We start from the raw sequence: 26209 nt of genomic DNA, 5'->3' as shown, positions 1-26209 counted from the left end.
GCCGGTCGCGGTCGCGGGGCCGCGACGCGCGCCCGTCCTTCGTTTCAGGAGCCTCGCGAAGCGGAGGTCGAAGCGAAGGTCGAACCGGAGCCCGAAGGCCGGCTCAACCGCGGAGCGCGAGTACGAACGGGAGCACGTCGCTCGCGCCGGCTCGACGCAGCTCGCGTGCGGCGACGGTGAGGGTCCACCGGCTGTCGGCCTGGTCGTCGACGAGGAGCACGCCGCCGGCGGGCACGTCGAGGCCGGCGGCCGAGAAGCGGTTCCACACGCCCGCGAGCCGGAACGCGCTGTTGCCGCCCGGCGCACCGGTCGGGCCGCCGTCGACCGGCTCGAGCGCACCGAGGTAGTGCAGCCGGCCGACGCCCGCGAGCCCGCGCGCGAGCGAGTCGACGAGCTGCGGCCGCGAGCGCGAGGGAACGGATGCCACGGCGACGGGCCGCTCGGCCCACCCCCACTCGGCGAGCACGCGCACGCACGCGTCGAGCACTCCGGGCGGAACCGGCGCGTCCGGCGCGTTCGGCGCGAAGAGCTCGCGCAGCGTCGACCCCCAGCCGAGGTCGGTGAGGCGCGCGAGCGCGCGCCCCTCGCCCGCCTGCTCGTCGCCCGGGATCCGGCCCTTCACGGGCAGGCCGAGACGGTCGGCCCCGGTCGGCCACGCCTTCCGCGGCTCGATCGGCACGCCGACCCGGTCGAGGGCAGCGGATGCCGCGGCGCTCGCCTCGGCGCCGATCTCGCCCGGGTACCACGCCCCCGCGCACGTGTCGCAGCGACCGCACGGCGCGGCCGTGTCGTCGTCGAGGGAGCGCTGCAGGAACGCCATGCGGCATCCGTCGGTCTGCTCGTACTCGAGCATGTGCCGCTGCTCGGCCTCGCGCTCCTCGGCGATACGGCGGTAGCGCTCGGCGTCGTACGACCACGGTTCGCCCGTGGTGACCCAACCGCCGCGCTCGCGGCGCACCGCACCGTCGACGTCGAGCACCTTGAGCAGCAGCTCGAGCGGGGTGCGGCGGATGTCGACGCGCGCCTCGAGCGCGGGGGTCGACAGCGGCACGTCCGAGAGTTCGCCGATGACGCGCCGTGCACGCTCTTCATCGGGCATCGAGGCGGTCGCGAAGTAGTGCCAGATCGCCGGGTCCTCCCGCCCGGGAAGCAGGAGCACGTCGGCGTTCTCGGTCGCGCGCCCGGCGCGGCCGACCTGCTGGTAGTACGCGACCGGGGAGGACGGTGCGCCCAGGTGCAGCACGAACCCGAGATCGGGCTTGTCGAAGCCCATGCCGAGCGCGCTCGTCGCCACGAGCGCCTTGAGTTCGTTGCGCTTGAGCATGCCCTCCGACTCCTCGCGCTCGTCGGGGTCGGTCTGGCCCGTGTACGCGCGCACGTCGTACCCGCGTTCGCGGAGCACGCGTGCGGTGTCGGTCGCCGCAGACACGGTGAGCGCGTAGATGATCCCGGAGCCCGGCAGGTCGCCCAGGTGCTCGACGATCCACGCGAGGCGGCTCTCGGAATCCGGCAGCCGCAGCACGCCGAGCCGGAGCGAGGAGCGGGCCAGCGGCCCTCGGATCGTCAGCACGTCGGTGCCGAGCTGCTCGGCGACGTCGGCCACGACCCGGCTGTTCGCGGTCGCGGTCGTCGCGAGCACGGGCACGTCGGTGGGGATCTCGGCGATGAGGTCGCGCAGTCGTCGGTAGTCGGGCCGGAAGTCGTGGCCCCAGTCGCTGATGCAGTGCGCCTCGTCGATCACGAGCATGCCGAGCCGTCGCACGAGTGCGGGCAGTTGCTCGTCGCGGAAGGCCGGGTTGTTCAGCCGCTCGGGGGAGACCAGGAGCACGTCGACCTCATCGGCGTCGAGGCGCTGCATGATCTCGCTCCACTCGTGCGCGTTGGCGGAGTTGATCGAGACGGCCCGAACGCCGGCGCGCGCCGCGGCGGCGACCTGGTCGCGCATGAGCGCGAGCAGGGGTGAGACGAGCACGGTCGGCCCGGCGCCGCGTCGACGCAACAGCAGGGTCGAGACGAAGTAGACGGCCGATTTGCCCCAGCCGGTGCGCTGCACGACGAGTGCGCGGTTGCGCCCGGCGACGAGCGCCTCGACCGCCTCGAACTGGCCGTCGTGGAACTCGGCGTCGTCGCGGCCGACGAGGTCGCGGAGCGCGCGGAGCGCGTCGGGGCGCAGTTCTGGAGCGGTGTCGAGGGAGGGCATACACCCACTCTGGCGGAGGCGGCCGACATCCGGTGCCGTTCTGCGCACACCCCGCCGCAGCGCGGCGCTCGACCGCAGTCCGCTCGAAAACGGAGAGGACGATCGCAGTTGTGGACCGTGGGCCGATGCGCAACACTATGCCGCGAAACCGCGAGAGGCAGTGATTCGATGTCGAAGACGATAGCCATTCTGACGATCTCGTCGCTCCTGACCGCCCTGGGCATGGCCGGCTCGGTCGTCCCGGCGCAGGCGGCGCCAGCCCAGGGAGCCGCTGGGATGGATCGCGGCGGCACCAAGGGGAAGCCGCCCAGTCCGCCCGCGGCCGGCCGGCTCACGACACCGGCCTACGCCCTGCCCGGGTGGGGAGACGGGCAGTGGTCCGAACCGGCCGACTGGGGCACGATCCAGACCGCGGACCTCGACGGAGACGGGAGTGCCGAGCTCCTCGGCAGGTCGTCCCTCGGGCTCGAGGCATGGGACTTCGACCTCGATGCCGGTCAGTGGCACCCGATGGTGGTCGCCGGCGGGCTCGGCTGGACCGATGAGAACGGGTGGGATCTCAAGCGCCGCTACGAGACGATCGGCGCGGCCGACCTCGATCGCGACGGGCGCGATGAGGTGTACGCCCGGGCCGAGAGCGGCATCGTCGTCGCCGAGCTGGGCGGGAACGGCAGATCATGGATCGGCGTGGATGCCGTCGACCAGCCCTTCGCGGACGACGACCCGCTCGACACTGCGGCGTTCTACCCGGTGATCCAGCCCGGGGATGTCGACGGCGACGGGAGCGCGGAACTGATCGGATTCGGCCTGACGGGACTCGTGACCGCCTCCTTCGAGGGCGATGAGTGGCAGGTCGTCGAGACGGGCGCCTTCGCGGCCGATGAATGGCGCGAGCCCGAGCACTACCTCACGATCCACACGGGCGATCTCGACCGCGACGGGCGTGACGAGGTGTTCGCGCGCGGGGCGAACGGCCTGGAGGTATGGGGGCTCGAATCCGGTGGATGGATCCGCCAGGGCCGCGCGGGCCTGTTCGCGGGCGACCAGTGGTCGGAGCCGTCCCGATACCTGACCATCGGCACGGCCGACATCGACGGCGACGGTGATGTCGAGGTGTACGGGCGAGACAGCGGCGGCATCCGGGTGCTCGACTTCACCGATCCCGGCGGGGCGGAAGACGCGGGCGAGTGGGCGGACATCGGCACGATCTCGGCGTTCTCCGATGCTGCGGGCTGGGATGCCGCCTACCGGTACGCCACGATCCACGCAGCCGATGTCGACGGCGACGGGCGAGACGAGTTCCTCGGCCGGGACTCGACCGGGATGACGGTGTGGGGCACGACGCCGTCGGCCTCGACGACGTGGACCTCCGAGCAGCGGGTCGACGGTCCGGCGTTCACCGACGCGCTCGGATGGCGCCATGCGCGGTACTACGGCACGATCCAGGCGGCGGATGTCGACGGGTTCGCGCCGATCGGGTCACCGGGTTCCGCGAAGGCGGGACGGGCCGAATTGATCGGCCGGGGGCCGACCGGCATCCAGACGTACCGGTTCGACGCGAAGGCCGGTGCGTGGGTGTCGCCGTCCGTGCAGTTCCCGGCCTTCACCGGCGGCGCGCTCAAGGCGTACAGTTCGATGAGCCGGACGATCACCTGCCCCGCGGCGGACTCGGCCTACTGCACCGACGACATCAGGTCGCACTACGACGTCGACGCCTCCGACTACCTCGAGCCCTGGATGTCGGACCTCGAGAAGCTCCCGCCGGCGAAGGGAGTCTCGAAGAAGACCTGGGATGCCGTCCGGACCCAGGTCGTCACCGAACTCGGGTGGGCGATCTGGGTGAAGAAGGCGATGAACGCGCAGTCGGCACTGGTCGGGGACATCGGGCAGGCGCGGAACGAGAACAGCACGTTCGCGTACCTGCACTACGAGAAGCCCAACGACACACCCCCGAACGTCATCTCGTCGGTCGTCTCCGCGCTGGCCGGCACCGTCGTGGCGGTGGCCAACGCGGCCGACCCCGAGTGGCAGATCCTCGCCGGCGGGATCGACGTGGCCGTGTCCTTCGCGGGGAGCCTCGGATCCTCGACGAATGCGTCGGGCACGTACGACGAGATGTTCGGGGCCGGCACGCCGACCTACGTGTCGAACTGGACGCAGCAGGCCCAGGCCGGTCTGGTGTCCGGCGTGACGACGGTGGTCACCGACTACGGGCTGCTCGCAACGGTCGGCGGGCTGTACGCCGATGAGGAATGGGTCATCCTCGACAGCACCGCGCCTGGATGGCACCAGTCCGTGGTCGCCGCCGACCGTGCGTACTCGGTCTTCCTCTGGCAGGCCCTCACACCCACCCTGACCGTGGGGTGCGAGAGCCCGGAAGCGTGCACCGGCTGGGGTGTCTACGGCCTCGACGATGACAAGTCCGGCTATCCGTACACGATCGGGGACTTCGCGTACCTGCCGTCCGTGCTTCCCGCGGGCGACTCGCTGGAATCGAGATGGAAGCAGCTGTTCAGGGACGTCGACACCGACTGCGCCCAGACGAATTGGGACCCGACCACGTGCGGGTACGGCGTCGACCCCGACGACTTCTTCCTCGGGCTGGGTGGGTGGGCCCTCCCGTGCGTGGACTTCGTGGCCGGAGCGTGCCTCGCGCTCGAGTCGGAGGCTGCGACCTACGGCACCCGCTCCATCGACGGGTTGCTCGCCGGCTGAGGTGCGAGTGGCGAATGCGTCGGGCGTGACCTCTCCCACGCCCGGGGTCGGACGGACGCGCGGCGATGGGCGGGTCTTGACGGCGAAAATGTGAGTAACTAACATTCTGGGGTGACCACCGCCGCCGACCGCAGAACCTCCAAGCGCGAGCGCACGCTCGCCGCGCTCATCGAGCACGGTCTCGACCTGTTCGAGCGCCAGGGGTATGAAGCGACCACCGTCGCCCAGATCGCGCGCGCCGCGGGGGTGACCGAGATGACCTTCTTCCGGTACTTCCCGGCGAAGGAGCACCTCCTCCTCGACGACCCGTACGACCCGCAGCTCAGCGCAGCGGTCGCCGACCAGCCGCGCGACCTGCCCCCGTTCCTGCGGGCCGCACGAGGCATCCGCGAAGCCTGGCGGGCGCTGCCCGAACCCGAGACGCCGATCATCAGGCGGCGCGTCCGCATCATCGCGCGGACCCCGGCCCTCCGCGGCGCCATGTGGCGCACCACGGGCAACACCGAGCGCGCGCTCGCCGGGCAGCTCGTGGCCGACGGTGCGAGCCCCGAGGTGGCGCGCGTGGCCGCGGCATCCGTTCTCGCGGCGCTCGTCGCCGGCCTCTACCTCTGGGCCGACGACGAGCGGGTCACGCTCGCCGACGCGATCGAGCGGGCGCTCGACGTGATCGAGACGCGCGCATGACCGGCGCGGCCCGCTTCGAGGCCCGCGCCCTCGCGCGCGCATTCCGCGGCGGAGCCGGCCTCCACGGCGTCGACCTCGACGTCGCCGCCGGCGAGATCCACGCGCTCGTCGGCCTGAACGGCGCGGGCAAGACCACGCTCATGCGGCTGCTCGTCGGCATGCTCCGCGCCGACGCGGGCTCCGTGCGCGTGCGCGGCGTCGACGTCGATCGAGCGGATGTCACGACCTGGGCGCGCGTCGGCCACCTCATCGAGCACCCGCTCGCCTACCCCGAGCTCACCGGGCGCGCGAACCTCGAGGTCGCGGCGCGCCTGCACGGACTCGGGGGTGGCCGGGCGAGGGAAGCCGTCGACCGCGCGATCGATGAGTTCGACCTCGGGCGCTACGCCCGCGTGCGCGCGAGCCGGCTCTCGCTCGGCAACCGCCAGCGGGTCGGCCTCGCCGGCGCGCTCCTGCACGAACCCGACGCGATCGTGCTCGACGAGCCGACCAACGGGCTCGACCCGGCCGGGGTGATCGTCCTGCGCGAGGCACTGCTGCGGCGCGCGGCGGCCGGTGCGGGCATCCTCGTCTCGAGCCACCACCTCGACGAGGTCGCGCGCGTGGCCCACCGGATCACGGTCGTCAACGCCGGACGCGTCATCGGCTCGCTCGACCCCGGCGGCGTCGACCTCGAGCGCGCCTTCTTCGCGCTCGTCCACGGCGACGACGCGGCACGGAGCGCGGCGGCATGAGCGGCATCCGGGTGCACGCTGCGGGCCTCCGCGCCGCGATCGTCGTCGAGACGCGCAAGGCGCTCGCATCGCGCGTGATGGCGTCGACCACCGTGATCCTCGTCGTCGGGGTCGGCGTGCTCGCCCTCGGCATGCTCGGCGCGGCGGCCTCCGGCGACGACCAGGTGCTCGCCAAGCTCGGTCCGCTCGCGGGCGTGCCCGGCTGGGCGGGCCTCGTCGGCATCGTGCTGCAGATCACCTCGGCGGGTGGCGTGCTCGCCTTCGGCGTCGCACTCAGCTGGCTGTTCGGCCGCGAGTTCGCCGACGGTACGGTCGCGGCCCTGTTCGGGCTGCCGGTGCCGCGACGGTCGATCGCGCTCGGCAAACTCGCCGTGTTCCTCGCCTGGTCGGCGCTGGTCGCGATCGCCCTGACCGGCGTCGTCGCGTTCGTCGGCCTCGTACTGGGCTACGGCGAGACGGATGCCGCCGGCTTCCGCGAACTCGCCCGCATCCCCGTGCTCGTGGTGCTCTCGGCGCTCATCGCGGTGCCGGCGGCGTGGGTCGCGACGATCGGTCGCGGCCTGCTGCCCGGCATCGCCGCGACCGTCGGGATCATCGTGGTCGCCCAGGTGGCGGCGCTCGCCGAGGTCGGCGCGTGGGTTCCGTTCGTCGCCCCGGCGCTCTGGGCGATCGCGCCCGAGACCGTGCCGATGATGGCACTGCTCGGAGTTCCGGCCGTGCCGATCCTGTTCGGCGCGCTGTGCGCGTTCGCGTGGTCGCGGCTGCAACTCGACCGGTGAGGCACGGCTGTGGCCGACTTGACCGGGCACCGGCGGGCCGTCACGCTGGAGCGCATGCCCCACCAGCATCCGCTCCACGCCGATGTCGACGTGCCGTGCCTCTGCTGCGGGAGCGTGCAGCGCTTCCGGTTCGCCTCGCCGTCCGACCAGGTGGTGTGCGCGCACTGCCGGTCGCATCTCGGGCCGGAGCGGGCCGAGCAGCGCGATCGCGACCACATCGCGCTCTGGCGCGGCATCCTCGAGGCGCACGACGACGGGGCTCGGGGGGCGGCGGCGGCCGCCGCGGCATCCGCTTCGGAGTCGGCCGACCTCGTCGCCCGCCTCACCGCCGAGCGCGACCAGTTGCGCGCGGGGGTGCTCGACGGCGCGACCGAGGCGGGCGCGGCGTTGCGCGACGGGCTCAGGGACGACCGCGTCCGGCGCGCCGAGCGCGCGACGCGGCTCACCGCGAAGCGGGTCGACACGGCGATGGTCGCGCTGTGGCGACTCCAGGCGTTCCACCACCCGGATCCGAAGCGGACCGGGTCGTGCACGTGCGGCCGGACGCTGCCCGCGTGCGGCGAGAGCCGGATCCTCGAGGGCGTGCGCCAGGAGATGCTCGACTGGGAGCGACGCAACCTCGACCTGCTCCGCGCGGGTGAGCGCCACGGGCTGCCGCCCGAGCACCCCGACGTCGCTTCGGGTTCGCCCGCCCGCTGACGCACCGTCGCTCGCGCACCGACGCGCTCGCGCACCGACTCGCTCGCGCGCGGCCGAACCGCGCGCGGCCCGGGTCAGCGCGCGGCGGGGGCCGGCACGCGGAGTCCGTCGAGGGCGACGGCGATGACGTCGTCGGCCAGGCGCGTCGCATCCTCCCGGCCGCCGGGCCGGTACCACTCGACGATCGAGTTGATCATGCCGAACAGCAGCCGCTCGACGACGCGCACGTCGATGTCGGAGCGCAGCGACCCCTCGGCCTGCGCCTCGGCCACGAGCGCGGTCACGCGCCGGTCGAACGCGCGCCGCCGCGCGAGGGCACGCCGCTCGACCTCGGTGTTGCCGCGAACGCGCAACAGGAGCGTGACCGACGGCAACTGCTCGACCAGCACGCGGACCGCGCCGCGCAGCACGTGGTCGAGTCGGTCGGCCGCGCTGCCGACGGATGCCTCGGGCTCGTCGAGCACGCCCTCGAGCGAGCCCAGCGCCTCGTCGAGCGCCCGGTCGAGGATCTCGTCCTTCGACGCGAAGTGGTGGTAGATCGCCGACTTCGACAGCCCGAGCCGGTCGGCGAGCACGCCCATCGACGTCGCGTCGTACCCATGCTCGATGAACGCCGCGACGGCGACCCGGAGGATGCCCTGCTGGTCGTACCCGGGTCGTCCCCGTCGCTGCGATGCGTTCACGTTCTCCGGCATCCGCTCAGTCTTCCATCCAGCGCGGAGCCGGATCAGCTCGGCTCGCGCAGGTCGTAGACGCGCCGGTACTTGCCCTCGCTGCGCGGCAGCGTGCCGGGCTCCTCGAGCCGCACGGTCACCGACGAGCCGATGAACTCCTTGATGCGCCCGGCGAGCACGACGGTCGCGGCCCGGCAGACCTCGACGTCGAGGTCGGGGTGGCGCTCGATGCGGACCGTGAGGTCGTCCATGTGCCCGGTGCGCGTGAGCTCGAGGATGAAGTGCGGCGTCAGGTGCTCGATGCCGAGCACGAGCTCCTCGATCTGCGTCGGGAAGAGGTTCACGCCGCGCAGGATGATCATGTCGTCGTTGCGGCCGGTGATCTTCTCGATGCGGCGCATGCCCGGGCGGGCGGTGCCCGGCAGCAGCCGGGTCAGGTCGCGCGTGCGGTAGCGGATGACCGGGAAGGCCTCCTTCGTCAGTGAGGTGAAGACCAGCTCGCCGCGCTCGCCGTCGGGCAGCTGCTCGCCGGTCTCGCCGTCGATGACCTCGGGCAGGAAGTGGTCTTCCCAGACGTGCGGGCCGTCCTTGGTCTCGACGCACTCGTTGGCGACGCCGGGGCCCATGACCTCGCTGAGGCCGAAGATGTCGACCGCGTCGATGGCCATGCGCTCCTCGATGCGGCGGCGCATCTCGTTGGTCCACGGCTCGGCGCCGAGGATCGCGACCTTGAGCGAGGTCGAGCGCGGGTCGATGCCCGCCTCCTCCATCGCGTCGGCGATCGTGAGGAGGTAGCTCGGCGTGCACATGATCGCGTCGGGCTCGAAGTCGCGGATGAGCTGCACCTGGCGGGCGGTCTGCCCGCCCGACATGGGGATGACGGTCGCGCCGAGCTTCTCGATGCCGGCGTGCGCGCCGAGGCCGCCCGTGAACAGGCCGTAGCCGTAGGCGTTGTGCACCTTCATGCCGGGGCGCACGCCGCTCGCGCGGAGGCAGCGCGCGACGAGCGTCGCCCAGCGGTCGAGGTCGTCGTGCGTGTACCCGACGACGGTCGGGCGGCCGGTCGTGCCCGACGAGGCGTGGATGCGCGCGACCTGCTCCATGGGCACGGCGAACATGCCGAACGGGTAGGTCTCGCGCAGGTCGGCCTTGGTCGTGAAGGGGAGCTTCGCGACATCCGCCAGCGTCCGGATGTCATCGGGGTGCACGCCGTGCTCGTCGAACTTGCGGCGGTACAGCGGCACGTTCTCGTAGGCGTGCCGCACGGTCCACTGCAGCCGCTCGAGCTGGAGGGTCTCGATCTCGGCGCGCGGCATGCGCTCCTCGGGGTCGAGCTCGTCGGGGGCGGCGGGGGCGAGCCCGGACACGGTCGGGTGGGCGGTGGTCGTCGTCGACACGGGGACTCCCGGATTCAGATGGTGCGGTTGGTGGAGATCGAGCGGCCGCGGAACTCGGCGACGGCGTCGCCGGTCTCGTCGACGACGCTCACGTCGTACAGGCCCGTGCGGCCGCTGCGCGTGCGCCGGACCGCGGTCGCGGTGAGCGTCTGGCCGGCGGTCGTGGACTTCAGGAAGGTGATGTCGGCGCCCGCGGCCACGGTGACGCGGTCGTCCTCGTTGCAGGCGATGGCGAAGGCCGTGTCGGCCAGGGTGAACACGAGTCCGCCGTGGGTGATGGCGAATCCGTTGGTCATGTCGTGGCGCACGCGCATGGAGACGACGGCGTGACCGGGTTCGTCGCGTTCGACGACCATGCCGAGCGAGGCGGACGCCAGGTCGCGCTGCATCATCGGGCGAGCGGATGCCGCGGCATCCGTCGTCTGCTCGTGCGCGCGGTCGGTGGCGGTCCGGTCGGTCGCGGCATCCGTCATTCGCTGCTCCTCGTCGAGTGCGTGGGCGCGCGGACCCTCGTTGCCGCGGCGTCGGGAATCAGCATATACTAACTGAACGATCGGTTGGTAAAGCGGGTGCCGGAGGGCACCGCCCGGCCGACTGGACCACGGAGGAGTCGACGATGACCGCACCTGCAGACCCGCGCGTCGCGCAGCTCGACGAGCACCGCGACGACGACGGACAGGCCCGCTTCGAAGAGCTCATCGCGCAGGACTCGCGCGTCGAACCGCGCGACTGGATGCCCGAGGCCTACCGCAAGACGCTGATCCGGCAGATCAGCCAGCACGCGCACTCCGAGATCATCGGCATGCAGCCCGAGTCGAACTGGATCTCGCGCGCCCCGAGCCTCAAGCGCAAGGCCATCCTCATGGCCAAGGTGCAAGACGAGGCGGGCCACGGCCTCTACCTCTACTCGGCCGCGCAGACGCTCGGCATCGGGCGCGACGAGATGATGCAGCAGCTCATCGAGGGCAAGGCCAAGTACTCCTCGATCTTCAACTACACGACCCCGACCTGGGCCGACATGGGCGCCATCGGCTGGCTCGTCGACGGCGCCGCCATCTGCAACCAGGTGCCGCTGTGCCGCGCCTCGTACGGCCCCTACGGGCGTGCGATGGTGCGCATCTGCAAGGAGGAGTCCTTCCACCAGCGGCAGGGCTTCGAGATCCTGCTCGAACTCATGCAGGGAACCGACGACCAGAAGCGGATGGCGCAGGACGCCGTCGACCGCTGGTACTGGCCGAGCCTCATGATGTTCGGGCCGCCCGACGACGAGTCGCCGAACTCGGCGCAGTCGATGGCGTGGAACATCAAGCGCTTCTCCAACGACGACCTCCGCCAGCGCTTCGTCGGCATGCTCGTGCCGCAGGCAGAGGTGCTCGGCGTCACCCTGCCCGACCCGAACCTCGCATGGAACGAGGAGCGGCAGGCGTACGACATCAGCGAGATCGACTGGACCGAGTTCCACGAGGTGCTCGCCGGCCGCGGGCCGGCCAACGCCGAGCGCCTGCGCCGCCGGCGCGAAGCACACGAGGAAGGCGCCTGGGTCCGCGAGGCCGCCGCCGAGTACGCCCGCAAGCAGGCCGCGAACGCGGCCGCGGCATGAACGTCGAAGGAGACGAGATGAGCACCCCCGGCGAGACCGGCACCGAGACCTGGCCCCTGTGGGAGGTCTTCGTGCGCGCCAACCGCGGCCTCAGCCACGTGCACGTCGGCTCGCTGCACGCGCCCGACGCCGACATGGCCGTCCGCAACGCCCGCGACCTCTACACGCGCCGCAACGAGGGCGTGTCGATCTGGGTCGTCCCGGCCGACGCGATCACGACGAGCGACCCCGACGCCAAGGGCGCCTTCTTCGAGAGCCCGGCCGGCAAGAACTACCGGCACGCGGTGTACTACACGAAGTCCGAGGGGGTGAAGCACCTGTGAGCGTCGAGCACCCGGGAGCCGACCTCGATCCGCACGGCGACGTCACGGTCGACCGGGTCGCGCTCGCCGACGAACTCGCCGGCGGCGGTGCGTCGGTCGCGGCATCCGCCGACGTCGCCGAACTCGCCCTCCGCATCGGCGACGACGCGCTCGTGCTCAGCCAGCGCCTCGGCGACTGGATCACCCGCGCCCCCGAGCTCGAGGAGGACGTCGCGCTCGGCAACATCGCCCTCGACCTGCTCGGGCACGCGCGATCGCTGCTGCACTACGCGGGCACCATCGACGGCCGCAGCGAGGACGACCTCGCCTACTTCCGCGACGAGCCCGACTTCCGCAACGCCTGGCTCTTCGAGCAGCCCAACGGCGACTTCGCGCACACCATCGCCCGGCAGCTCTTCGCGTCGACCTACCTCGTCGAGCTGCACCGGGGCCTCGAGTCCTCGACGGATGCCACGATCGCGGCGATCGCCGCGAAGGCGTCGAAGGAGGTCGACTACCACCGCGACCACGCGATCCAGTGGACGCTCCGGCTCGCGGGGGGCACCGAGGAGTCGCGGCGCCGCATGATCCGGGCCGTCGAGCAGACCTGGCCGTACGTCGGGGAGCTGTTCGTCGACGACGAGCTCGCGACCCGGCTCGCAGACGACGGCATCGCGCCGCTGCCCTCGTCGCTGCGGCCCGCGTTCGACGACGTGATCGACGCCGTGTTCGCCGAAGCCGACCTGGCCCGGCCCGAGGGCCGGCTCGCGTTCGTCGTCGGCGGTCGCGGTCGATCCGGCGGGCACACCGAGCACCTCGGGCCGCTGCTGGCCGAGATGCAGGTGCTCGCCCGTGCGCACCCGGGGGCGTCGTGGTGACCCGGGCGGCGACCGTCGCGCGCCCCGTGCCGGCCGACGCTGCATCGCGCGCCGCGTGGGACGTCGCGGCGACCGTGACCGACCCCGAGGTGCCGGTGCTGACCATCGAAGACCTCGGCGTGCTGCGCTCGGTCGCGGTCGACGACGACGGCGCCGTGCACGTCGAACTCACCCCGACCTACAGCGGCTGCCCCGCGATGGACGCCATGCGCGACGACGTGCTGCTCGCGCTCACGCACGCCGGCTACGACCGGGTCGACGTCCGCATGGTGCTCGCGCCCGCGTGGACGACCGACTGGATGAGCGACGCCGGCCGCGACAAGCTCCGCGCCTACGGCATCGCGCCGCCGTCCGGCAGCGCGCCCGTCCGCGATGCCGGGCCGATCCGCGTGCGGCTCGCGGTGAAGTGCCCGCGATGCGGCTCGCTGAACACACGCGAACTCGCCCGCTTCGGCTCGACCTCGTGCAAGGCGCTCTTCGAGTGCCGCGACTGCCTCGAGCCCTTCGACTCCTTCAAGGTGCTCTGATGGCCGCGATCAACCTGGGCTCCACGGGAGCCCCGCCCGCCGGTGCCGGCTCGCTCGAGACGGATGCCGCGGTCGCCGACGCGTTCCTCGCGAGCGCGGTCGGCGGCGACACCCCGCCCAAGCGGCGGCGCGCCCGGTTCCACTCGCTCGAGGTCGCCGAGGTGCGCCCGCTGACCGACGACTCGGTCGAGGTCACGTTCGCCGTGCCCGACGAGCTCGCCGACGACTACACGTACCTGCCCGGCCAGTACGTCGCGCTTCGCCGCGGGTTCGACGGGCACGAGCTGCGCCGGTCGTACTCGATCTGCCGGCCGCCCGCGCGCGGCAGCGTCTCGGTCGCGATCAAGCGCGACCTCGGCGGGCGCTTCTCGACGTGGGCGAACAGCGAGCTCGCCGCCGGCGACGTGATCGACGTGATGAGCCCGCAGGGCACGTTCACCTCGGGGCTCGACTCGCTCGACGGCAAGCACGTGGTCGGCATCGCGGCGGGATCGGGCATCACCCCGCTCATGGCGCTCGCGCACACCGTGCTCGCACGCTCCGACGACGCGCGGTTCACGCTCGTCTACACGAACCGGTCGACACGCGACGTGATGTTCCTCGAGGAGCTCGCCGAGCTCAAGGACCGCTACCCGGCCCGGCTCGCACTGCACCACGTGCTCTCGCGCGAGCAGCGCACCGCGCCGTTGCTCTCCGGTCGCATCGACGCCGACAAGCTCGAGCGCATGTTCGACGGCCTGATCCCGCTCGCCACGGTCGACGAGTGGTTCCTGTGCGGGCCCTTCGAGCTCGTGCAGCTGGCACGTGACACGCTCGAGGCGCGCGGCGTGGCATCCGCTCGGGTTCGCTACGAGCTGTTCACGACCGACGCGGACCGCGCGACCGAGCCTCGGCACGGCCGCCCGGTCTCCGTCGAGCGCGGTGAGCAGACGGTCGCGATCGAGTTCACGCTCGACGGGTTGTCGGCCACGGTCGAGTCCCCGGTGAGCGCGAACGAGTCGATCCTGAACGCGGCGCTGCGCGTGCGCGGCGACGTGCCGTTCGCGTGCGCGGGCGGCGTGTGCGGCACGTGCCGTGCACGCGTCGTCGAGGGCAGCGTCAACATGACCGAGAACTACGCGCTCGAACCCGACGAGCTCGAGCGCGGGTACGTGCTCACCTGCCAGTCGCACCCGACCTCCGACCGTGTCGTGGTCGACTACGACGTGTGATCATTCCGCCGAGTGATACCGCCCCCGCCGAGTGATAGTGCTGCAGCGGCGACACTCGGCGAGGGCGGCATCACTCGACGGAGAGGGAGAGAAGGAGCGAAGCGGATGATCGAGATCGAGATCACGGACGGCGTGGCCGAGGTCGTGCTGAACGCACCGGAGAAGCTCAACGCGCTCGACCCGGCGGCGCTCGCCGAGCTCGGCGCGGCGTACGACGAGGCCGAGGCGGCGGGCGTGCGCGCCCTCGTGCTGCGCGGCGAAGGGCGCGCGTTCTGCGCCGGCCGCGACATCGCGGGCGTCGACCCGCTCGAGGACGACGTGCAGGGCTACCTCGGCGGCCTCGTCGAGCCCCTCCTGAAGCGGATGTCGCAGCTGCCCGCTCCCACGTTCGCCGTCGCCCACGGTGCGTGCCTGGGGGTGGGCCTCGGCCTGCTCATCGCGAGCGACATCGTCTACGTCGCCGACACCGCGAAGATCGGCTCGCCATTCAAGAACCTCGGTGCGACGCTCGACTCGGGCGGGCACGCGCTGTTCGTCGAACGGCTCGGCGCGCACCGCACCATGGACCTCATCGTGACCGGGCGGCTCATGACCGGCGCCGAAGCCGTCGCATCCGGGCTGTTCTCGCAGGTGCACCCGGCCGACGACGTGCTCGACGCGGCGCGGGCCGCGGCTCGGACCGCGGCATCCGGCCCGACGCAGGCCTTCGTCGCATCGAAGCGGCTCGTGGCGTCGTTGCGCGATGAACGCCTCGGGCTGTGGGACTCGATGGCCGAGGAGAACCGGGCGCAGGCGGCGCTCTGCGACACCGACGACTACCGCGAGGGGTTCGCCGCGTTCCAGGCCAAGCGCGCGCCCGAGTTCACGGGGCGGGCGTAGCAGCGGCGAGTCAGCGCTCGTCGACGTCGCGACCGAGGTCGTCGCGGATCAGGAGGTCGCGCCGCAGCGAGTCCGAGCGGTACGACGCGCGCCCGAGCATGTGCGCGGTCATCGGCTGGGTCAGCAGCTGGAACGTCATGATGAGCACGATCGTCGACACCACGCCCCAGCTCGGCACGCGCAGCACGATCGACAGCAGCACGACCGCGAGGCCGAGCACCTGCGGCTTGGTCGCCGCGTGCAGCCGGCTCAGCACGTCGGGGAAGCGCAGCGCGCCGATGCCCGCGGCCATCGACAAGAACCCGCTCAGCAGGATCAGCGCGCCGACCAGGAGCTCACCGACGTCCATGCTCGTCCTCCTTCCCGATGAACCGCGCGATCGCGATCGAGCCGACGATCGCGAACAGCGCGAGCACGAGCAGCACCACGAGCGTGTCGGTGTGGCGGTTGATCGCCATCTCGGCCGCGAGGGCGCACATCGCGATCGCCAGCACCACGTCGGTCGCGAGTGCGCGGTCGAGCATCGTCGGGCCTCGCACGATCCGCACGATCGCGGCGATCGCGCCGATGCCGAACATCACGCCCGCGACGAGGCCGAGGACCTGGAGCATGCTCATCGTTCCTCCTCGCGGGCCTCGAGTTCGACGGCTTCGGGCGTCGTCGGATCCGTGCGGGTGAGCCGCCGCCGTCGGCGCGCCTCGCGCACCGCGGCCGCCTGCTCGCGGGTCCCGATGGCGAGCACGATGCGCTCCTCGGTTCCGAGCACCTCCCGGCGAACCCGATCGAGGTCCGACTCGGTGCGCGTGCCCAGCGCGTGCAGGTAGAGCAGTCCGCGCTCGCGGTCGATGTCGACGACGAGCGTGCCCGGGACCACCGTGATCGCCTCGGCCGTCAGGGTCGTCACGAGGTCCGACCGCGTGAGCAGCTGCACCGCGATGATCGCGTTGGTCGGCTGCCAGCCCGGCTGCACGGCGCGAAGCGAGACCTGAACGGATGCCACGGCCACGTCGAACATCATCCGGAGCCCGAGCAGCAGCCCGCGCCACGGGTCGAATCGCCCGCTCAGGAGCACCGGCGGCAGGTAGAACGTGCGGGTCACGGCGATCGCGAGGATGACGCCCGTCGTGATCGTGAGCACGTCGACGTGATCCCACAGGAACAGCCACAGCGCGATCAGGCCGGCGAGCAGCGGCAGTTGCCGCCACACCGCCTGCCAGCGCGTGAGCTCGGGGACCGACGGGTCCGCCGGGTCCGGCGGCGGCGAGGCATCGGCGCGGCGAGGGTCCGCGGCATCCGTCACGAGGCACCACCCCCCGGGAAGACGAGCGAGACGTACACGCTCGCATCGCGCAGGTTCTCGGCCGCGCGACTCGACAGCTCGAACAGCGGACCGGCGAAGACCGTCAGCGCCAGCGTCAGCGCGACCAGCGCGACCGTCGCCGCGAGCATCAGCACGGGCGTCGACTTCGTCGCGACGACGGTCGCACCAGCCGGCGCCTCCTGGACCGACTCGATCATGCGCGAACGGTACCCCTCGAGCTCTGACTTCGGGCGCCAGAAGGCGAGGTTCCAGAACCGCGTGAGGGCGTACAGCGTCACGAGCGAGGTCGCGGCGCCGATCCCGATCACGGCCCAGATCAGCCACGCCGGCCCGGGCGAGGACGTGCCGAGGGTCTCGGCCGCCGTGGCGCCGCCGCCCGCGGCATCCGCTCCCGAGGTGAACAGGCCCACCTTGCCGAGGAACCCGGAGAACGGCGGGATGCCGCCGAGGTTCATCGCCGGCACGAAGAACAGCACCGCGAGCAGCGGCGACGCACGGCGCAGGCCGCCGAGGCGCGTGATCGAGGTCGCACCGCCGAAGCGTTCGATGAGGCCGGTCGTGAGGAAGAGCGTCGTCTGCACGCTGATGTGGTGGATGACGTAGTAGATCGTCGAAGCGAGTCCCGCGACGCTCGCGAGCCCGATGCCGAAGATCATGTAGCCGATGTGGCTCACGAGCGTGAACGACAGCAGGCGCTTGATATCGGCCTGCGTGAGCGCGCCCAGGATGCCCACCGCGAGCGTGAGCCCGCCGATGACGAGGAACAGCGTCGACAGGTCGGACTCGGGGAAGAGCACCGTCTCGGTGCGGATGATCGCGTAGACGCCGACCTTGGTGAGCAGGCCGGCGAACACCGCCGTGACCGGTGCGGGCGCGGTCGGGTACGAGTCGGGCAGCCAGAACGAGAGCGGGAAGACCGCGGCCTTGATGCCGAACGCGATGAGCAGCAGCAGGTGCAGGATGAGCTGCACGTCCTGCGGCAGCTCGGCGATGCGCACCGAGAGCTGGGCGATGTTCGCGGTGCCCGTCGCGCCGTAGACGAGCGCGATCGCACTGAGGAAGAACAGCGACGACACGAGGCTCACGATGATGTACGTCACGCCGGCCCGGATGCGCTCGCCCGTTCCGCCGAGCGTGAGCAGCACGTAGCTCGCCGAGAGCAGGATCTCGAACCCGACGTACAGGTTGAAGAGGTCGCCCGCGATGAAGGCGTTGAAGACGCCCGCCGACAGGATCAGGTAGGTCGGGTGGAAGATCGACACCGGCGTCTCGCGGTGCTGGTCGGCGATGCCCTGGCCCACGGCGTAGACGAGGACGCCGAGCAGCATGAGCGCCGAGATGATGATCATGATGGCGGCGAGCCGGTCGACGACGAGCACGATGCCGTACGGCGGCGGCCACGCGCCGACCGAGACCGCGATGCCCGCACCCACCGCGTCGACCTCGGCGAGCAGCACGGCGGCGATCGCCGCGACGGCGGCCAGCACGAGCGTGCTCACTGCCATCTGCGCGCGCGTCCGGCGGCCGAGCATGAGCGCGGTCGCGGCGCCGAGCAGCGGCAGCAGCACCATCAGGGGCACGAGCGCGTCGGTCACGGGCGATCACGCTCCTCGTCGCTCGCGTCGAGCACTTCCTGGACCGCCAGGTCGTCCGCCTCGGAGCTGCGGTAGAGGTCCGCGGTCTCCTCGGCGTCCTCGACGATCTCCTCCTCGTCGCCGATCAGGTCGCCGGTCTCGCCGAGTTGCGCGAGCCACCAGCTGCGGTAGATGAGGGCGAGCATGAACGCGGTGATGCCGAGGTTGATCACGATCGCGGTCAGCACGAACGCCTGGGGGAGCGGATCGGAGAATTCGGCCGGGTCGCCCGTGCCGAGGATGGGTGCGAGGCCCGGTGCGCCGCCCATCGCGAACAGGAACAGGTTGACGCCGTTGCCCACGAGCAGGAACCCGATGAGCACGCGCGTGAGGCTGCGTTCGAGCATCACGGTGAGGCCGGTGCCGAACAGCACGGCTGCGACGACGACGAGGGTCAGCGATGCGGTCATCGGGTCGCCTCCGCGGGGTCCGCGGGCACGGCGTCCGGTCCGGCCTCGTCGATCTGCCGGTCGATCTCGGCGCCGAGCGTGCGCAGGATGTCGAGCACGAGCCCCACGACGACGAGGTACACGCCGATGTCGAACAGCGTGGACGTGCCGATCGAGAGGGTTCCGAGCACGGGGACGTCGAATTCGAACCAGGTCGACTCGAAGACGGCCAGGCCGAAGACCAGAGCGGATGCCGCGGTGCCGGCTGCCACGAACAGGCCCGTGCCGAGCAGCATCCCCGCGTCGACGGGCGCCGCCTCCCCGAGTTCGTACCTGCCGCCCGCGAGGTAGCGCGCCACGAGCGCGAGCCCCGCGACGAGCCCGCCGGCGAATCCGCCGCCCGGCGCGTTGTGCCCGACGAAGAGCAGGTACACCGACACGACGATCGCCGGGTGGAACAGCAGGCGGACCAGTACCTCGACGAGGATCGACCGGTTGCGCGGCGACAGCGTGCGCCCGGCGAGCAGCCACGTCTGCCTGGTCGAGGCCGCCTCCGCCGCGGCATCCGTCTCATCGGGCCGGTCGGCGAGCCGGCGGCGCGGCGCGCGCATGCTGTCGGCCTGCTCGGGGACCGGGCGCAGGCGGCTGCGCCGCCTGGGCGCGTCGAGCCTGGGCGCGCCGCCCATGCGCCCCGACACGAAGATGAGGCTCGCCACGCCGGTCGCGACCGCGACGAGCACCGAGATCTCGCCCAGCGTGTCCCACGCGCGGATGTCGACCAGGAGCGCGTTGACGAGGTTCTTCGCGTGCGCCTCCTCTGCGAGCGGCGGAAGGCCCTCGGAGACGGACGGCTGCGTTCGGGCACCGAGCGCGACGACGCCGACGACGGCCATCACGATTCCCGCGAGCGCCCCGATCGCGATGCGCACCGGCGCGCGCACGACCGCGCGACGTTCGGTGATCCGCTTGGGCAGCCGGCGCAGCACGAGCACGATCACGACGATCGTGATGGTCTCGACGAGTGCCTGCGTGAGGGCCAGGTCGGGGGCGCCTGCGGTGCCGAAGAGCATCATCATGCCGTAGCCGGTGGCGCCGACGAGCAGCACCGCGGTCAGGCGCTGACGGACCACGACCGCGGCCGAGGCCGCGAGGATCATCACGAGCCCGATGACCGGCTGCGCCGCGTCGTCGGCGAGTCGGATGCCGTCCGGCCACGTGCCGTTGACTGCGGCCGCACCGCCGAGACCGAGGACGAACACGGCGACGATCACGGCCAGGTACCCGGGCAGCCCGCGCGACTGGATGAACGTCGTGAGCCTCGCGGCGCCGCGATCGACCGCGCTGACGATGTGCAGGTAGCCGCGGCCCGCATCGACGGTGTCGGGCACCGCGGCCTGGAACCGCGCGACGGGGTCGCGCTGCCAGACGAGCAGCGCACCGAGCGCCACGACGACCGCGGAGATCGCGAGCGCGGGCTCGAACCCGTGCCAGAGCGCCAGGTGGTAGTCGGCCGGGCCGGGAAGCAGCGCCGCGTACGCATCGAGCAGGGGCTCGATCGCGACGGTCGTGAACGCGAGCACGAGCGATGCGACCGCGAGCAGGCCGGGCGCGAAGGACATGAGCGCGGGCTGGGGCCGCACCGGCGTCGGTTCGGCTCCGCGGCGCGTGCCGAACGCGCCGAGCACGAACCTCGCGCTGTACGCGAAGGTGAGGACGGACCCGACGGCCGCCGCGCCGAGCCCGACCCACGCCCACGGCGATCCCGCGGCACCGGCCTCGAGCTGGGCGGTGAACACCGCCTCCTTCGCGACGAAGCCGAACATCGGCGGCAGGCCGGCCATCGACGCCGCGGCGAGGGTCGCGAACCCGGCGAGCCACGGCATCCGTCGCCAGAGTCCCGAGAGCCTGCGCTTGTCGCGCGTGCCCGCCGCATGGTCGACGATGCCGACCGTGAGGAAGAGTGCGGCCTTGAACAGTGCGTGCGCGAGCAGCATCGCGACGCCCGCGAGTGCGGCGTCGCGCGTGCCCTGCCCCACGACGAGGATCAGGAACCCGAGCTGGCTCACCGTGCCGTAGGCGAGCACCAGCTTCAGGTCGGTCTGGCGGAGCGCGCGCCATCCGCCCACCAGCATCGTCAGGCCGCCGATCCCGATGACCATCGGATGCCACACCGCGAGACTCGCGTACCCGGGGGCGAGCAGCGCAACGAGGTACACGCCGGCCTTGACCATCGCGGCCGCGTGCAGGTACGCCGAGACCGGCGTCGGCGCGGCCATCGCCGCGGGCAGCCAGAAGTGGAAGGGCACGAGCGCGCTCTTGGACACCGCGCCGACCAGCACGAGTGCGACCGCGACCTCGGCGACCGTGCCCGTCACCGGTCGCGACACGAGTTCGCTCAGCGAGGTCGTCCCGCCCGCGACCGTGAGGGCGACCAGGCCGACGAGCATCGCGAGCCCGCCGAACGTGGTGACCGTGAGGGCCTGCAGCGCCGCGCCGCGGGCCTCGCGCCTGCTGGCTGCGTGCCCGATCAGCAGGTAGGAGAGCACGCTCGTGGCCTCCCAGAACGTGAACATCACGAACACGTCGTCGGAGGCGACCAGACCCAGCATGACGCCCGCGAACGCGAGGAGCAGGGCTGCGAAGCGGTCGAGCGACGGCTCGTCGTCGCGGAAGTACCACGTGCAGTACAGCAGCACGAGCGCGCCGACGCCCGTCACGATGAGGGCGAGCAGCAGCGAGAGCGCGTCGAGCCGGAACGACAGGGCGATGCCGAGGGTCGGGATCCATTCGACGCGCTCGGTGATGATCTCGCCGCCGGAGACCGCGGGCACGAGCGTGAGCAGCCAGGCGAACACGGCCGTCGGCACGATCGCGATGACCGGGAACACGTGCCGACCGAGGAATCTCACGAGGAGCGGCGTGACCAGGGCCACGGCGGCGAAGGCCACGAGCGAGATGATCATCCGCGCTCCCCTCGCCGTGTCGCCGGCGCCAGTCTACCGACGCCGCGGTCGGGGACTGGGAGGATGAGGGGATGGCGATCCTCATCGGGGCAGACGAACTGGCCGAACGGCTCGAGGCCGAGCGCGACGCGCGCGCGAGTCGGCCGCGAACCGTGGTGCTCGACGTGCGCTGGACCCTCGCGCGGCCCGACGGACGCGACGCATACCGGGCCGGGCATGTCCCCACCGCGGTGTACGTCGACCTCGACACCGAGCTCGCCGATCATGCGGCGACCGGCGAGGGGCGGCATCCGCTTCCGGCCGAGGCCGACTTCACCGCGGCGATGCGCCGCTGGGGGCTGCGCACCGGCGACACCGCGGTCGTCGTCGACGACGCGTCGGGGACGTCGGCCGCCCGCGGGTGGTGGCTGCTGCGCCACGCGGGCTTCGGCGACGTGCGGCTGCTCGACGGCGGCCTCGCCGCCTGGCGCGCCGCCGGGCTGCCGCTCGAGACGGGGGAGGTCGTTCCGGAACCGGGAGATGCCGAGGCGCGCTTCGGGGCGATGCCCGTCATCGACCTCGACGAGGCCGACGCGCTCGGTTCGGTCGCGGGCGGCGTGCTGCTCGACGCGCGCGCCGGCGAACGCTACCGCGGCGAGGTCGAGCCGATCGACCCGCGCGCGGGCCACATCCCCGGCGCGGTGTCCGCGCCGACCGCGGAGCACCTCGACGACGACGGGCGCTTCCTTCCCGCGCCCGGACTTCGCGCGCGCTTCGCCGCACTCGGCGTCGACGGCGCCGAACCCGTGGCCGCCTACTGCGGGTCGGGGGTCACCGCCGCGCACCTGGTCGCGGCGCTCGCGATCGCGGGCATCGACGCCGCGCTCTACCCCGGCTCGTTCAGCCAGTGGGCGAACCGGCCCGAACGTCCGGTCGTCACCGGCGCGGCGCCGGGCGGCACGCGGGCGTAGCGCTCAGGCGTCGGCATCCGCTCTGGCGTCGGCGGTCTCCGCGTCGGGTGCGGTCGTGGCCGCCTCGGGCCTGCGGCCCACGGCGATCAGGGTGCTGATGTCGATGGATGTCACATCCCGCTCCTCGAGCGCAGCCAGGAACCGCGTCCGCACGCGCTCGACCTGCTCGTCGTCGAGGTCGCCCAGCAGCGCCCGGAGTCCGGTCCCGGCGACCAGCCGCCACGCCACATCCGGATCGAGGTCGAGGCGACGCGGCACGAGCTCGGCGCGCACGTCGACCGCTCCTCGGTCGGCCAACCACTGGGCGAAGCCACCCGCCGACTCCGCGCCGGGAAGCACCGGGCTGAGGTCCTCAGGGCGGGTGGGCGGTCGCCCCTCGTCGGCGAGCGCCGAAGCGAGGACCTCGGGGAGCGGATCGAGCGCTCCCGGCGGCCAGATCGTGAGCGCGATCCGCCCGCCCGGCCGTGCGCACTGCACGAGATGCCCGACCCCTCCGGCGACGTCCTCGAAGAAGAACACGCCCAGCACGCACTGCACGAGGTCGTACCCGGTCCAGGGCCACGTCGTGGCATCCGCCGCATGCACCCGCAGCCAGGTCAGGTGATCGCCTGCCCGCTCACGAATGAGCGCGGCCATCTCATCGGAACGGTCCACCGCGTCGACCAGCCCGCCCGGGCCGACCAGCGACGCACTCGGCACCGCCGAGGCGCCGTCGCCGGCGCACACGTCGAGCACGCGCTCGCCGAACTGCGGCGCCGAGCGCAGCAGCGTCGCCCGCGAGATCGGATCCCACAAGACCTCGTCGAGCTCCGTGAACGTCGCCGACGCCGCGCCGAACACGGCCCCGGCATCGGACTCCACCTTCGATTCCCCCATGTGCACATTGTCGCCCCGACCTGCGGATCCGTGAAGACTCAGGGAATCGATACCTCCGGCGTGCAGACTGGTCCGCGATCTGCTTCCCCGATTCGAATCGAGTCTCCCCATGAACCGTGCCCTGCGCCGAGGTGCGCCCATCGCGCTCGCCTCCGTCTCCGCCCTCCTGCTCGTCGGCTGCGCGGGCGGCGACGAGCCGGAGCCCACCGAGTCGGCGACCTCCGCCGCGTGCCTCGAGGTCGGCGCCGGCGAGCAGAGCGACGCGATCGAGGTCGGCGGCGAATTCGGCGCCGAGCCCACCGCGACCTTCGACGCCCCGCTCGAGGCGGAGGAGCTGCAGCGCACGATCGTGATCGAGGGCGACGGCGAGGCGACCGCGCCCGGCGACACCATCAGCGCCCAGGTCACCGCGTTCTCCGGCAGCACGGGCGAGCAGATCTTCTCGCAGCCCGCGACCCTCGAACTCGAGGAGGGCACGCTGTACGACGGCTTCCGCGCGGGCGCCGACTGCGTGGCCATCGGCTCGCGCGTCGTGACCGTCGCCCCGGCCTCGTCGATCTACGGCGACGAGGGCAACGAGGGGATCGGCGTCGCGCCCGGCGAGACCCTCGTGATCGTGACCGACGTCGAGGAGCTCGTCGAACTGCCCACCCCGGGCGAGTGGACCGAGGACATCCCGACCGTCGAGTACGACGACGCCGGCACGCCGACCGTCACGATCCCGGACGCCGAACCGTCCGACGAGCTGCTCGTCGCGGTGCTCGAGGAGGGCGACGGCGAGGTCGTCACCGAGGACGACGTGGTCACGGTCGACTACCAGGGCGTCGTGTGGGAGACCGGCGAGGTCTTCGACCAGAGCTTCGGCAACACCCCGGCTCCGTTCGCGATCTCGGGCGTCATCCCCGGGTTCGGTGCGGCGCTCGTCGACCAGCCGGTCGGCACCAAGCTCATGGTGACCATCCCGCCGGCGCTCGGCTACGGCGAGGAGGAGTCCGCCAACGGGCTCGGCGGCCAGACGCTCGTCTTCTACGTCGAGATCGTCGAGACGCGCGCCGACGGCTGAACCCGGACCGGCACCGTCCGGTAGCCGGCCACCGGCGGCAGTTCGCGCTCGGGCGGGGCGCCCTCGACGAACTCGACGGCGCCCCCCGCGAGCACGGCCCGCACCACCACGCGCAGTTCGCGCGTCGCCAGCGGGCGGCCCGGGCACACGTGCGGCCCCGTGCCGTAGACGAGGTTCGCAGCCGCGTTCCCGACCGGATCGAACGCGTCCGGGTCCGCGAACACGGCCGGGTCGCGGTTCGCGAGCCGCCAGTCGAGCACGACCGTGTCGCCCGCCGCCACGGGGCATCCGTCGATGACCGTGTCCCGCACCGCCACCCGGCGATTCGAGACGAACGGGTCGTCCGCACGCAGGATCTCGTCGATCGCGGCGTCGAGGGCGGGGCCGTCGGCGTCGACCAGGTGCGCGCGGTGCCGCGGATTCGCGGCGAGCCAGTGCACGAGGACCCCGGTGCACAGCGCGATCGACGAGAGGTCGCCCGCAGTCCAGTTGCGCAGCACCGAGACGAGCTCGGCGTCCTCCAGCGGGTCGCCGTCCTCCCAGTGCAGCCCGAGCAGTCGGGTGGTCACGTCGTCGACCGGGCGTGCGCGCCGTCGGTCGAGGATGCGGCGGATGATCGCGTCGAACCTCCGGGCCACTTCGCTCGTGCGCTCCGGGTCGCCGGAGCGCGTCGCGCTGCGATTGTCCTCGACCCAGCCGAGCAGTTCCTCCTCGAGTTCCGGGCGCCAGCCGAGCCAGGCCGACTGCGCGCGGACCGCGAACCGGGCCCCGAGGTCGGTCACCGCGTCGAACGGCCGGTCGCCGAGCGCGGCGACGATCTCCGCGGCGATGCGCTCGAGGCTCGGGGTCAGCGCCTCGACCTCGGCGTCGTCGAAGAACGGGTCGAGGAGGCGTCTCGCCTCGGCGTGCGCGTCGCCGTCGAGGCCGTTCGGAACCTGCAGGTGCCGCGACACCGCGCTCGAGAAGGTGGTCGGGTCCTGTGCGACCGCGACGACCGCGGCGTGATCGCCCACGACGACCCGCCCCGACTCGTCGCGGACGATGCGACCCGGTGCTGCGCTCTCCGACATCCGATCGACCCCCGACCATCGGGCGGCCCCGGGTGCGCCCGGGGCGCGGGCTACGTGCAGGGTCAGGATATCCGCGGTTCCGCCGGCGTTCTCGAGAAATCCGCAGCCGGCGTTCGGGTCGCACTCAGACGGAGCGCGCACGCTGGGGAATGCCCCGGTCAGCCCGGATGTTGTACCTGTATCCGGGCGCGGAGCCCCCGCCCCGGTCGAATGGAGGACGAGTGGGCATCAGCTACGTCGAGTTCGAAGACGACGCCGGAATCCTGCGCCGCTACCGCAAGCACGTCAACGGCCGCGGCCTCGTGGCCACGACCGCGAAGGTGGACGCCACGGCGTTCGTCGACCCGACCGCGTACGTCGACCCCGGAGCCGAGGTGCAGCGCGGCGCGACCCTCGCGCACGGCGCCTGGGTGGAGCAGGGCGCGATCGTCGCCGAGAACGCGACGATCGGCGTCAACGCGCACATCGGGCGGGGCGCGGTCGTCGGACGGTTCGCCGTCGTCGGGCCGTACGCCGCCGTCGGGGCGGGAGCCCGCGTGCAGAACGCGGCGCGCGTCCCGCGCGAGGAGAACGTCGCCGAGGGCGCCGAGTACCGCGCCTCGGGCGACGACCTGCGCCGTCTCGGCCTCGCCGCCTGAGGCCCCGCCTCGCAGCCTGAGGCCCC

The 26209-nt window shown here is 72.4% G+C and carries 26 protein-coding genes; 14 read left to right on the top strand and 12 right to left on the bottom strand.

Annotation, left to right across the window (positions count from 1 at the left end):
- Positions 1–103: 103 nt before the first annotated feature.
- Positions 104–2200, bottom strand: a complete 2097-nt coding sequence (locus DSM26151_RS13015) for a RecQ family ATP-dependent DNA helicase (RefSeq protein ID WP_234659944.1) — start codon at positions 2198–2200, stop codon at positions 104–106.
- A gap of 168 nt (positions 2201–2368) precedes the next feature.
- Here DSM26151_RS13015 and DSM26151_RS13010 point away from each other — a divergent pair, with 168 nt between their 5' ends.
- The 5 genes from DSM26151_RS13010 (at position 2369) to DSM26151_RS12990 (ending at position 7811) form a co-directional block, all read left to right on the top strand.
- Positions 2369–4915, top strand: coding sequence for an FG-GAP repeat domain-containing protein (locus DSM26151_RS13010; RefSeq protein WP_234659943.1), 2547 nt, complete (start codon positions 2369–2371; stop codon positions 4913–4915).
- A gap of 111 nt (positions 4916–5026) precedes the next feature.
- Positions 5027–5599 carry a TetR/AcrR family transcriptional regulator gene (locus DSM26151_RS13005; RefSeq protein WP_234659942.1) on the top strand — a complete coding sequence of 191 codons (573 nt, stop codon included), beginning with the start codon at positions 5027–5029 and terminating at the stop codon, positions 5597–5599.
- Positions 5596–6333 carry an ABC transporter ATP-binding protein gene (locus tag DSM26151_RS13000; RefSeq protein ID WP_234659941.1) on the top strand — a complete coding sequence of 246 codons (738 nt, stop codon included), beginning with the start codon at positions 5596–5598 and terminating at the stop codon, positions 6331–6333. Before DSM26151_RS13005 ends, DSM26151_RS13000 begins: the two co-directional genes overlap by 4 nt.
- On the top strand, positions 6330–7112 hold the full coding sequence (locus DSM26151_RS12995; protein ID WP_234659940.1) for an ABC transporter permease: 783 nt from the start codon (positions 6330–6332) through the stop codon (positions 7110–7112). The genes DSM26151_RS13000 and DSM26151_RS12995 overlap by 4 nt, the downstream gene beginning before the upstream one ends.
- Before the next feature lie 9 nt (positions 7113–7121).
- Positions 7122–7811 (top strand): hypothetical protein, encoded by a 690-nt coding sequence (locus DSM26151_RS12990; protein WP_234659939.1) that lies wholly within the window; start codon positions 7122–7124, stop codon positions 7809–7811.
- Between the two features lie 74 nt (positions 7812–7885).
- Here the strand turns inward: DSM26151_RS12990 and DSM26151_RS12985 are convergent, their stop codons facing one another.
- Genes DSM26151_RS12985 through paaI form a run of 3 tightly spaced genes read right to left on the bottom strand, consistent with a single transcriptional unit; the run spans position 7886 to position 10355 of the window.
- Positions 7886–8506 (bottom strand): TetR/AcrR family transcriptional regulator, encoded by a 621-nt coding sequence (locus DSM26151_RS12985; protein ID WP_234659938.1) that lies wholly within the window; start codon positions 8504–8506, stop codon positions 7886–7888.
- A gap of 32 nt (positions 8507–8538) precedes the next feature.
- Positions 8539–9882, bottom strand: coding sequence for a phenylacetate--CoA ligase PaaK (gene paaK / locus DSM26151_RS12980; protein WP_407650996.1), 1344 nt, complete (start codon positions 9880–9882; stop codon positions 8539–8541).
- Between the two features lie 14 nt (positions 9883–9896).
- Positions 9897–10355 carry a hydroxyphenylacetyl-CoA thioesterase PaaI gene (paaI, locus tag DSM26151_RS12975; RefSeq protein ID WP_326491023.1) on the bottom strand — a complete coding sequence of 153 codons (459 nt, stop codon included), beginning with the start codon at positions 10353–10355 and terminating at the stop codon, positions 9897–9899.
- Between the two features lie 143 nt (positions 10356–10498).
- Here paaI and paaA point away from each other — a divergent pair, with 143 nt between their 5' ends.
- The 6 genes from paaA to DSM26151_RS12945 all read left to right on the top strand — a co-directional run bounded on the left by paaA (position 10499) and on the right by DSM26151_RS12945 (position 15279).
- On the top strand, positions 10499–11482 hold the full coding sequence (gene paaA / locus DSM26151_RS12970; RefSeq protein WP_234659937.1) for a 1,2-phenylacetyl-CoA epoxidase subunit PaaA: 984 nt from the start codon (positions 10499–10501) through the stop codon (positions 11480–11482).
- A 17-nt stretch (positions 11483–11499) separates the two neighbouring features.
- Positions 11500–11805, top strand: coding sequence for a 1,2-phenylacetyl-CoA epoxidase subunit PaaB (paaB, locus tag DSM26151_RS12965; RefSeq protein WP_234659936.1), 306 nt, complete (start codon positions 11500–11502; stop codon positions 11803–11805).
- Entirely contained in the window at positions 11802–12662 is an 861-nt protein-coding gene (gene paaC / locus DSM26151_RS12960; protein WP_234659935.1) for a 1,2-phenylacetyl-CoA epoxidase subunit PaaC, read from the top strand. Before paaB ends, paaC begins: the two co-directional genes overlap by 4 nt.
- Positions 12663–12688: 26 nt before the next feature.
- The gene (gene paaD / locus DSM26151_RS12955) at positions 12689–13189 is read left to right on the top strand and encodes a 1,2-phenylacetyl-CoA epoxidase subunit PaaD (RefSeq protein ID WP_234659934.1); all 501 of its coding nucleotides are present in this window, start codon (positions 12689–12691) and stop codon (positions 13187–13189) included.
- Positions 13189–14400 (top strand): 1,2-phenylacetyl-CoA epoxidase subunit PaaE, encoded by a 1212-nt coding sequence (paaE, locus tag DSM26151_RS12950; RefSeq protein WP_234659933.1) that lies wholly within the window; start codon positions 13189–13191, stop codon positions 14398–14400. The genes paaD and paaE overlap by 1 nt, the downstream gene beginning before the upstream one ends.
- A 105-nt stretch (positions 14401–14505) precedes the next feature.
- Complete coding sequence (locus DSM26151_RS12945; protein ID WP_234659932.1) at positions 14506–15279, top strand: enoyl-CoA hydratase/isomerase family protein; 774 nt, start codon at positions 14506–14508, stop codon at positions 15277–15279.
- Positions 15280–15289: 10 nt separating this feature from the next.
- Here DSM26151_RS12945 and mnhG read toward each other — a convergent pair whose 3' ends face one another.
- Genes mnhG through DSM26151_RS12915 form a run of 6 tightly spaced genes read right to left on the bottom strand, consistent with a single transcriptional unit; the run spans position 15290 to position 21586 of the window.
- Positions 15290–15628: a monovalent cation/H(+) antiporter subunit G gene (gene mnhG, locus DSM26151_RS12940; protein ID WP_234659931.1), complete on the bottom strand. Its 339-nt coding sequence runs from the start codon at positions 15626–15628 to the stop codon at positions 15290–15292.
- A complete protein-coding gene (locus DSM26151_RS12935; protein WP_234659930.1) occupies positions 15615–15896 on the bottom strand; it encodes a monovalent cation/H+ antiporter complex subunit F in 282 nt (93 codons plus the stop codon). The genes mnhG and DSM26151_RS12935 overlap by 14 nt, the downstream gene beginning before the upstream one ends.
- Entirely contained in the window at positions 15893–16579 is a 687-nt protein-coding gene (locus tag DSM26151_RS12930; protein ID WP_234659929.1) for a Na+/H+ antiporter subunit E, read from the bottom strand. Before DSM26151_RS12930 ends, DSM26151_RS12935 begins: the two co-directional genes overlap by 4 nt.
- A complete protein-coding gene (locus DSM26151_RS12925; RefSeq protein WP_234661897.1) occupies positions 16576–18171 on the bottom strand; it encodes a Na+/H+ antiporter subunit D in 1596 nt (531 codons plus the stop codon). The genes DSM26151_RS12930 and DSM26151_RS12925 overlap by 4 nt, the downstream gene beginning before the upstream one ends.
- A 20-nt stretch (positions 18172–18191) precedes the next feature.
- The gene (locus DSM26151_RS12920) at positions 18192–18644 is read right to left on the bottom strand and encodes an NADH-quinone oxidoreductase subunit K (RefSeq protein ID WP_234659928.1); all 453 of its coding nucleotides are present in this window, start codon (positions 18642–18644) and stop codon (positions 18192–18194) included.
- Entirely contained in the window at positions 18641–21586 is a 2946-nt protein-coding gene (locus DSM26151_RS12915) for a Na+/H+ antiporter subunit A (RefSeq protein WP_234659927.1), read from the bottom strand. The genes DSM26151_RS12920 and DSM26151_RS12915 overlap by 4 nt, the downstream gene beginning before the upstream one ends.
- 71 nt (positions 21587–21657) lie before the next feature.
- Here DSM26151_RS12915 and DSM26151_RS12910 point away from each other — a divergent pair, with 71 nt between their 5' ends.
- Positions 21658–22536, top strand: coding sequence for a sulfurtransferase (locus tag DSM26151_RS12910; protein WP_234659926.1), 879 nt, complete (start codon positions 21658–21660; stop codon positions 22534–22536).
- A 3-nt stretch (positions 22537–22539) separates the two neighbouring features.
- Here the strand turns inward: DSM26151_RS12910 and DSM26151_RS12905 are convergent, their stop codons facing one another.
- Positions 22540–23412 carry a class I SAM-dependent methyltransferase gene (locus DSM26151_RS12905; protein ID WP_234659925.1) on the bottom strand — a complete coding sequence of 291 codons (873 nt, stop codon included), beginning with the start codon at positions 23410–23412 and terminating at the stop codon, positions 22540–22542.
- 109 nt (positions 23413–23521) lie between these two features.
- Here DSM26151_RS12905 and DSM26151_RS12900 point away from each other — a divergent pair, with 109 nt between their 5' ends.
- Entirely contained in the window at positions 23522–24475 is a 954-nt protein-coding gene (locus tag DSM26151_RS12900) for an FKBP-type peptidyl-prolyl cis-trans isomerase (protein WP_234659924.1), read from the top strand.
- Here DSM26151_RS12900 and DSM26151_RS12895 read toward each other — a convergent pair.
- Positions 24439–25545, bottom strand: a complete 1107-nt coding sequence (locus DSM26151_RS12895) for a cytochrome P450 (RefSeq protein WP_234659923.1) — start codon at positions 25543–25545, stop codon at positions 24439–24441. The genes DSM26151_RS12900 and DSM26151_RS12895 overlap by 37 nt on opposite strands.
- Before the next feature lie 221 nt (positions 25546–25766).
- Between DSM26151_RS12895 and DSM26151_RS12890 the strand changes: the two genes are divergently transcribed.
- Complete coding sequence (locus tag DSM26151_RS12890; protein ID WP_234659922.1) at positions 25767–26183, top strand: transferase; 417 nt, start codon at positions 25767–25769, stop codon at positions 26181–26183.
- Positions 26184–26209: the final 26 nt, after the last annotated feature.

The organism is Agromyces marinus (assembly GCF_021442325.1).
In the GTDB taxonomy this organism is placed as follows: domain Bacteria; phylum Actinomycetota; class Actinomycetes; order Actinomycetales; family Microbacteriaceae; genus Agromyces; species Agromyces marinus.
The sequence above is the reverse complement of the archived record's forward strand: the minus strand, read 5'-3'. Positions and strand labels throughout refer to the sequence as shown.